The sequence below is a fragment of the Kribbella turkmenica genome (assembly GCF_004348725.1).
In the GTDB taxonomy this organism is placed as follows: domain Bacteria; phylum Actinomycetota; class Actinomycetes; order Propionibacteriales; family Kribbellaceae; genus Kribbella; species Kribbella turkmenica.
In genome coordinates this window covers 1-6,991 of sequence record NZ_SMKR01000258.1, presented here as the reverse complement: position 1 = coordinate 6,991, position 6,991 = coordinate 1, and the positions used below count along the sequence as shown (strand labels likewise).

The following is a 6,991-nucleotide window of genomic DNA, read 5'->3' as shown; positions in this document are numbered from 1 at the left end:
CGCCGCGGCCCCCTGACCGGCCTCAGCAACCTCGAGGCCATCACCGCCGACTGGGTCCACTGGTACAACACCAGCCGGCTCATGCACCGCCTCGACCGACGTCCACCCGCCGAAGCCGAGGCCGATTACTATGCACAAACCCGAGACGACCAACCGGTCGCACTCACATAACCGAGGGTGCATCAAACCCGGGACGATTCAGCCGGGGTCAGCTGACGTGCACGGTCGGTGGAGTTTCGAGTTGATCGGCGATTTCGTGCCACAGTGCGCCGAAGGGGCCGTACGCGGCCTTGATCGTGACGCCGACCGGGAGTTCGGGGCATTCGTTCTCGCCGTTGGTGCCCCAGTTGACCCACCCCGACTGCCGTCGCTGGACGATCTGGAAGGCGCCGGATGGCTGTGACGTCCACCAGACCATGGCGCGACCAAGTCTCGAATGGAACTCGGCGGTCTTGGCGGCTGCTCCCGGAAAGATGGTCGCGTGCGGTGCTGAGGACACGTCGACCGGCGCGTTGGCAAGGCTCCACGGTCGTGTTGGCAGGTCGGCCAGCACATGCGATGCGGCCCGTACCCGGCCGAGCCGGTCGCGAATCTCGTCAGGAGTCAGCGCGTTCTCCCAGGCGCTGAACAATCGCCAGTACAGGTCCCAGTGCGCGGCCTCCAGATCACCCGCGAGGAGCTCGCGGAACTCGGCGTACTTCGGCTGGGTCGAGGTCGACTCCGCCAGCGTTTCGCCGACCATGGCGACGAGTTCGCCCGCGTACGGATCGCCAGTCCGGTAGCGGGTGCCGCCGTAGGCTTCGAAGCGGTCGAACACGAGCTCTCCGCGGCCGCCCTCGAACTCGTCGCCGACGGTGATCTTGTTGGTGATGGATCGGCCGTTGATGACGGTTTGGAAGTCGTCGATCTGGTACCGCCGTTCGAAGTACGGCGTGCCGTGGCTGAACCACCAGTCGATCGTGAACGACTTGCCCTTGAGCTCGTCGAGCTGTCCATCGGGAACGACGCCGTGCATGCGGTAGTGGTGCAGTACCGGTCCCTGTTCGACGACTTCGATGTCGACCGTCGTGTGTTCGGGTGGATTCACCAGTCCGTTCTCCGGCGTGAAGAAGGGCCCGTAGAAGCCGCCGATCGCGTTGTTGCCCGACGGCAGGAGGTCGATGCCCTCGTCCAGCGTCGAGAAGTGCCGGAGTCCCCATTTCGACGAACCGGTGCCCTGCGCGGTGCCGCGACACATCTCGAGGTCGAAGTAGCCGGTGTCGAGGCGGACGAACGCGTCCGATTCGCGCGCCGGGAGTTGGGAGATGCCTTTCACCGGCTCGGCTGTCGGCCCGGTGAGCTCGAGCTCGACCGTGTCCTTGAAGCTCAGTACGGCGACGAATGTCGTGCCGTTCGATCCGGTCTCGATTCGCTGGCACAGCATGTCCTCACCGGTTGAGGTCCGCGCGGTCCATAGGTCGCCGTGGAGTTCGGCGTCTACGGTGAAGCGAATCGGTTCGTTGTGTCGTTTCCCGGGGACTGGGTCGGTCACGACGACACGGGGATGGGCCACAAGCATTCCTTCCTGGGCGGGTCGTTGCCACCGGCTACGAACTTGGACGGTGCGTCAGCCGGATCGGGTGCCGCTTGAGACTGTCGATCGCCACCGCGAGGACGATCACGACGCCCTTGATCAGTAGCTGGGTGAAGAACTGGACGTTCATCAGGATCAGCCCGGTGGTGAGAACTCCCAGGATGATCGATCCGACCAACGTCCCGTAGATGCGGCCGCGGCCACCTGCCAGGCTGGTCCCGCCGAGCACGACGGCGGCGATCGCATCGAGCTCGTAGCCGGTGCCGGCCGTCGGCTGTGCCGACACCACGCGGGCGGCGAAGATCACACCGGCCAGGCCGGCGCAGGCACCGGCGAGGACGTACACGCTGGTGGTGACGAGCCGGACGTTGATGCCGGCCAGTCGGGCGGCTTCGGCATTGCCGCCGACGGCGTACACGTGCCGGCCGTAGCGTGTCCGCTCGAGGATGAACCACGAAGCGATGTACACAATCACCATCACGACGACCGGCGCCGGAATGCCCGCGATGTAGCCGTTTCCGATGTCGCGGAAGTTGAGCTGGTTGGACACGATCGGGCGTCCCTCGGTCAGCGTGTAGGCCAGGCCGCGCAGGAAGGTCATCGTGCCGAGTGTGACGATGAAGGCCGCTAGCGACAGGAACGCGGTGAGCAACCCGTTGACCAGTCCGGCGACGGCACCGGCAAGCACGGCCAGCAGGACGGCGAGCGGTGATGGTACGCCGGCCAGGGCGGTCATCACGCCGACGACGCCGGAGACCGCGACGATCGACCCGACGGACAGATCGATGCCGGAGGTGAGGATGACGAAGGTGAGACCGGCGGCCAGGATCGCGTTGATGGAGATGGACCTGGCGATGTTGAACAGGTTGTCGACAGTGGCGAAGTTCGGCGCGATCACCGCCATCAGGGCGACGAGTGCTGCCAGGACGACGAGGATGCCGACGCGGTCCCACCAGTAGGCCACGTCGAAACTCCGCTGCCGGACCGGCCGGGAGACCGGTGCGCCGTCGGCGAGGAGGTTGTGGTCAGTCATGATTCATCTCCTGGTTGTGCGCCGCGGTTCCGGTGGCGTGGAACATCACGTCCTCGTCGGTCGCGTGGCGGGAGTCGAGCTCGCGGACGATGCGGCCGGCGCGCATCACGAGGATCCGGTCGCTGATGCCGATCGCCTCGGGCAGGTCGGAGGACACGACGAGGATCGCCTTGCCGGCCGCGGCGAGCTTGTTGACGATGTCGTAGATCTCGCTCTTGGCGCCGATGTCGACGCCACGGGTCGGCTCGTCGAGGATCAGCACCTGGCAGTCGCGCATCAGCCAGCGTGCCAGCGTCGCCTTCTGCTGATTACCGCCCGACAAAGCCCGGACCGGCAGGTGGAGCGCGTCGAGCCGGAGCCGCAGGGTGTGCAGCTGGTCCTTGACCGCCGCGCGGATCTCGCGGCGCTTGAGCACCCCACCGACGGCGTGATCGCCGAGTGCGCTGATCGAGACGTTCTCCTCCACCGTGTGGTCGAGGAACAGCGCTTGTTCCTTGCGGCTCTCCGGCACCATTGCGATACCGGCCGCGACACCGTCTCGAGGACTCGACGGCCGCATTACTGTCCGATTGACCCGGACTGAACCACCGCGTGGCTTGTCGGCGCCGAAGATCATCCGAGCCACTTCCGTGCGGCCGGCGCCGATCAGCCCGGCCAGGCAGACGACTTCGCCTGCCCGCACCCTGAAGCTCACCGGGCCGACCCCGGCCCCGTCGGTCAGCTCCGAGACCTCGAGGACCGCGTCGCCGATCACGTGCTCGTCATGCCGGTAGAGCGCATCGAGGCTGCGACCGACCATCATCCGTACGACGTCGGACGGGCCGATCACGTCCTTGTCCCGGGTCCCGACGAAGGCGCCGTCACGGAACACCGTGATCCGATCAGCGAGCTGCCAGACCTCCTCCATCCGGTGCGAGATGTAGACCAGGCCGACACCACGGGCGCGCATTTCGGCGATCACGTCGTACAGGTGCAGCGACTCGGCCCGCGACAACGCGGCCGTCGGCTCGTCGAGCACCAGGATGCGTGCGTTCTCGCTGACCGCGCGAGCGATCTCGACCAGCTGCTGCATGCCGACACTCAGCTCGCCGAGCTCGCGGCGGGGGTCGATCTCTGCGCCAATCCTGGCGAGCTTCGCGCGGGCCGACGCGACCATCGCCCGCCGGTCGAGGACGCCGTACCGGGTCCGCGGTTCCCGGCCCAGTGCGAGGTTCTCCGCGACGGTCATCGTCGGGACCGTGTTGAGTTCCTGATGGATGATCGCGATGCCATGCGCCACCGCGTCGCCGGGCGAACGGATCTCGATCTCCTCCCCGTCGAGCAGGATCCGCCCGGCGTCGCGGCGGATGTTGCCGGCCAGGATCTTCATCAGCGTGGACTTGCCGGCGCCGTTCTCTCCCATCAGCGCGTGCACCTCGCCACTGCGGAGGTCGAACTGCACGTCGTCCAGCGCGAGCGTGGCACCGAACTGCTTGGTGACGCCCTCCAGGCGCAGGAGACAGGCTGTCATCGTCGCGCTACCAGCCCTTGTACTGACTGACGTTCTCGCGCGTCACCAGCTCGCTCGGGATCAGGATGGTCGTCTCGGCGGGCGGCTTGCCGTCCACGATGTCCTGCGCGACCTTCACCGCCTGCCGAACCATCTCAGCCGGGTTCTGTGTCGCGGTGCCCACGAACGGCGATCCGGACCGTTGCAGCTCGGACACGGCCTCCGGGCTGCCGTCGACGCCGGTCACCTTCACCTTGCCGACAAGGTGCGCCTGTTGGACCGCCAGTACGGCACCGAGCGCGGACGGGTCGTTCATGCCGAAGATGCCCTGCACGGTCGGCGTCGCGGTGAGCATGTCAGTGGTGACCGCCAGCCCCGAGGCACGATCGTTCTTCGATGCCTGCTGACCGACCAGCTTGATGTTCGGGAACTTCTTCAACGTGTTCCTGCAGCCGGTGATCCGGTCGCGGATGGTCTGGATCGGGGTACCGTCGACGATCAGGAAGGTGCCCTTGCCGCCCATCTGCTGGAACAGGTAGTCACACGACTTCTCGCCGGCCTGGACGGCATCGGTCATGATCACCGCGTCGGCGCCCTTCGCTGGGGTGTCGACGGCGATCACGATGATCCCGGCGGCCTTCGCGCGCTCGATGGCCGGCTGCAGACCGTCCTCGTCGACGGCGCTGACCACGATCAGGTCGACACCCTGCTGGATGAACGCGTCAATCTGGTTGTTCTGGTTCGCCAGGTCCAGCTGCGCGTCCTGGGTGTTCGTGGTGGCGCCGATCTTCTGGGCAGCGTCCTTGGCGCCCTTGTCCATCGCAGAGAAGAACGGATTCGACATGTCCTGCACCATCAGGCCGATCTTCTCGATCTTGGCCGGCTTGCCGGTCGACGAGCTCGCGTCGCCGGAGGTACAAGCCGTCAGGCTCACGGTGGCCGTGCAGGCCACAGCAACCAAAGTGGAGAGCTTCACGAGTGGTCTCCTTCGTACTCTTTCAGGCCGCAACGGCCTGTCACAGGGGTGAAAGCAGGCTCGTCAGCACCCGCAGGAGCGCCTGACGATGAGACGCGGTTCGACGCGCCGACGGTCAGCCGGCTGGTAGGCCGGCCGCGGTGGCCGGCCATTACGTTCGGACTGGATCTGGTCCTCGATGATCCGGGTGAGGATCTGGGCCGCCTGGACACCGATGTCCTCGCTGTCCTGGTCCAGCACGGTGAGTGCGGGATTGAGCAGTGGCGCCCAGTCGAAGTCGTCGTACCCGATCAGTGCGACCTGGTCGGGCACCGCGAACGATCTCTCGTGGAGGACTCGCAGCGCGCCGTGCACCATCGGGTTGTTCGCCGCGACGATTGCCCGCGGCAATGAACCGTGGTCGAGATGCGCCGACAAGGTCGCGTACGCCGACTCGACGTCGTTCTCACTCTCGATTACCTCGAGGTTGGCCTGGAACCGCTCCGACGCGTGGCGAATACCTCGTTCCCGGTCGGCGCGAGTCGACCAGCGACTGGGATAGGCCAGAAACAACCAGTCGCGGTAGCCATGCCCGGCCAGATGCGCGCCAACTTCGACGCTGGCGGCAAAGTTGTCCATGGTGATCGCGGGAACCATGGCCGCCTCGGCCGGTGGATCGGAGTCCACGAACACCACCGGGATGTCCCACTTCTCCAACAACTCCACGCTGTCCAGGCTGAGCGTCAGGGTTGCGATGACGCCCGCGGCCCTCGACTGGATCAGGTCCTGGACGGTGGCATCCTCCAGCTCACGGGTATAGACACCTTCGGCCGCGATGTCGGCCACCACCGCGGTGCGACCGGTGGGCCGCAGGGTGCGCTGGATGCCCTTCATCATGTTGATGTAGTAGTAGTTCGACGTACTCGCGGTGATCACCGCGACCGACCGCCGAGTGTTCTTGCGCAACTCCTGCGCGACCCGATTCGGCACGTACCCGAGCTCAGCCGCGGCCTGCCGGACCGTCTCACGAGTGTCCGAAGACACGCCACTGAGATCACCCAGCGCCCGAGACACCGTCCACATCGACAGACCGGTCACACGACTCACGTCACGCAACGTCGGCTTCTTGCTCACCAGGTCTCCTAAACGTTTAGATTCGAGTCACCAGGTCCCTGAGGGGCTTCCTAAACGATTAGGGATGACCGTAGAACGAGGCCGCATGTGCCGTCAAGGCCTGGACGGGGGTTGGGAAGCCCGTCGAGGGCGTACTTGGCCTGGGATGTAGGCGTACTCCGCGAAGGTGGTTCCGAGTCGACCTCGTCCTCTATCACCGGCCGCTGCGCTGTCTGCGGCTCATCGACCTCAAGATCGGCCGATTCTCCTATCAGGACGCCGGCCAGATGCACCCGTATCTGAACTACGTCCGGGAGAACTGGATGAAGCCCGGCGAGTACCCGCCCGTCGGCCTGATCCTCTGCGCCGGCAAACCCTGTCCTCGCCGCCGAGTACATGATCGCGCTTCCGGATGAAGATGCCCTCGCGGTCGAACTGGCCGCACCCGCCGGGAACTCGAAACCCACGAAACCCACCAGCATCCAGGCCCTTCCGAGCTCGGCTGCGGTAGCTGACGAGTACTTCGCCGAAGGCCACCACCTCCACGTCGCGCCGAGCCGCTCCCTCCCGAACCCGTCAGCACTCAAGGACCTCTGAGTTGAGGGCACCGCCCGGGCACCTGCCTTCGAGCATGTCGACAGCGTTCTCGACGGCAAGTCGCAGCATGCGTGTCCTGGTCTCGGTGGTGGCCGATCCGATGTGCGGCGTGACCAGGCAGTTCGGCAACAGGAGCAGCGGGTTGCCAGGAGGGAGCGGTTCGACGGTCGTGACGTCGAGTGCGGCGAACGCGGGCGGGCCGTCTCGGAGTGCGTCGATGAGGGCGCCCTC

The 6,991-nt window shown here is 66.1% G+C and carries 7 protein-coding genes; 1 reads left to right on the top strand and 6 read right to left on the bottom strand.

Annotation, left to right across the window (positions count from 1 at the left end; all coding sequences use genetic code 11):
• Positions 1–208: 208 nt before the first annotated feature.
• From E1218_RS34210 to E1218_RS34190, 5 genes are all read right to left on the bottom strand, one after another.
• Positions 209–1,423 carry a hypothetical protein gene (locus E1218_RS34210; RefSeq protein ID WP_202866354.1) on the bottom strand — a complete coding sequence of 405 codons (1,215 nt, stop codon included), beginning with the start codon at positions 1,421–1,423 and terminating at the stop codon, positions 209–211.
• A 163-nt stretch (positions 1,424–1,586) separates the two neighbouring features.
• On the bottom strand, positions 1,587–2,606 hold the full coding sequence (locus tag E1218_RS34205; protein ID WP_132327186.1) for an ABC transporter permease subunit: 1,020 nt from the start codon (positions 2,604–2,606) through the stop codon (positions 1,587–1,589).
• Positions 2,599–4,116, bottom strand: a complete 1,518-nt coding sequence (locus tag E1218_RS34200; protein WP_132327185.1) for a sugar ABC transporter ATP-binding protein — start codon at positions 4,114–4,116, stop codon at positions 2,599–2,601. The genes E1218_RS34205 and E1218_RS34200 overlap by 8 nt, the downstream gene beginning before the upstream one ends.
• 7 nt (positions 4,117–4,123) lie before the next feature.
• Positions 4,124–5,071 carry an ABC transporter substrate-binding protein gene (locus tag E1218_RS34195; RefSeq protein ID WP_202866353.1) on the bottom strand — a complete coding sequence of 316 codons (948 nt, stop codon included), beginning with the start codon at positions 5,069–5,071 and terminating at the stop codon, positions 4,124–4,126.
• A 63-nt stretch (positions 5,072–5,134) separates the two neighbouring features.
• Positions 5,135–6,184 carry a LacI family DNA-binding transcriptional regulator gene (locus E1218_RS34190; protein ID WP_132327184.1) on the bottom strand — a complete coding sequence of 350 codons (1,050 nt, stop codon included), beginning with the start codon at positions 6,182–6,184 and terminating at the stop codon, positions 5,135–5,137.
• Positions 6,185–6,324: 140 nt separating this feature from the next.
• On the opposite strand from E1218_RS34190, the gene E1218_RS38375 reads away from it, so the two are divergent.
• Positions 6,325–6,579 carry a PDDEXK nuclease domain-containing protein gene (locus tag E1218_RS38375; protein ID WP_202866355.1) on the top strand — a complete coding sequence of 85 codons (255 nt, stop codon included), beginning with the start codon at positions 6,325–6,327 and terminating at the stop codon, positions 6,577–6,579.
• A gap of 160 nt (positions 6,580–6,739) precedes the next feature.
• Here the strand turns inward: E1218_RS38375 and E1218_RS34180 are convergent.
• On the bottom strand, positions 6,740–6,991 hold a 252-nt coding region (locus tag E1218_RS34180; RefSeq protein ID WP_267900350.1), incomplete at its 5' end, for an NAD(P)-dependent oxidoreductase.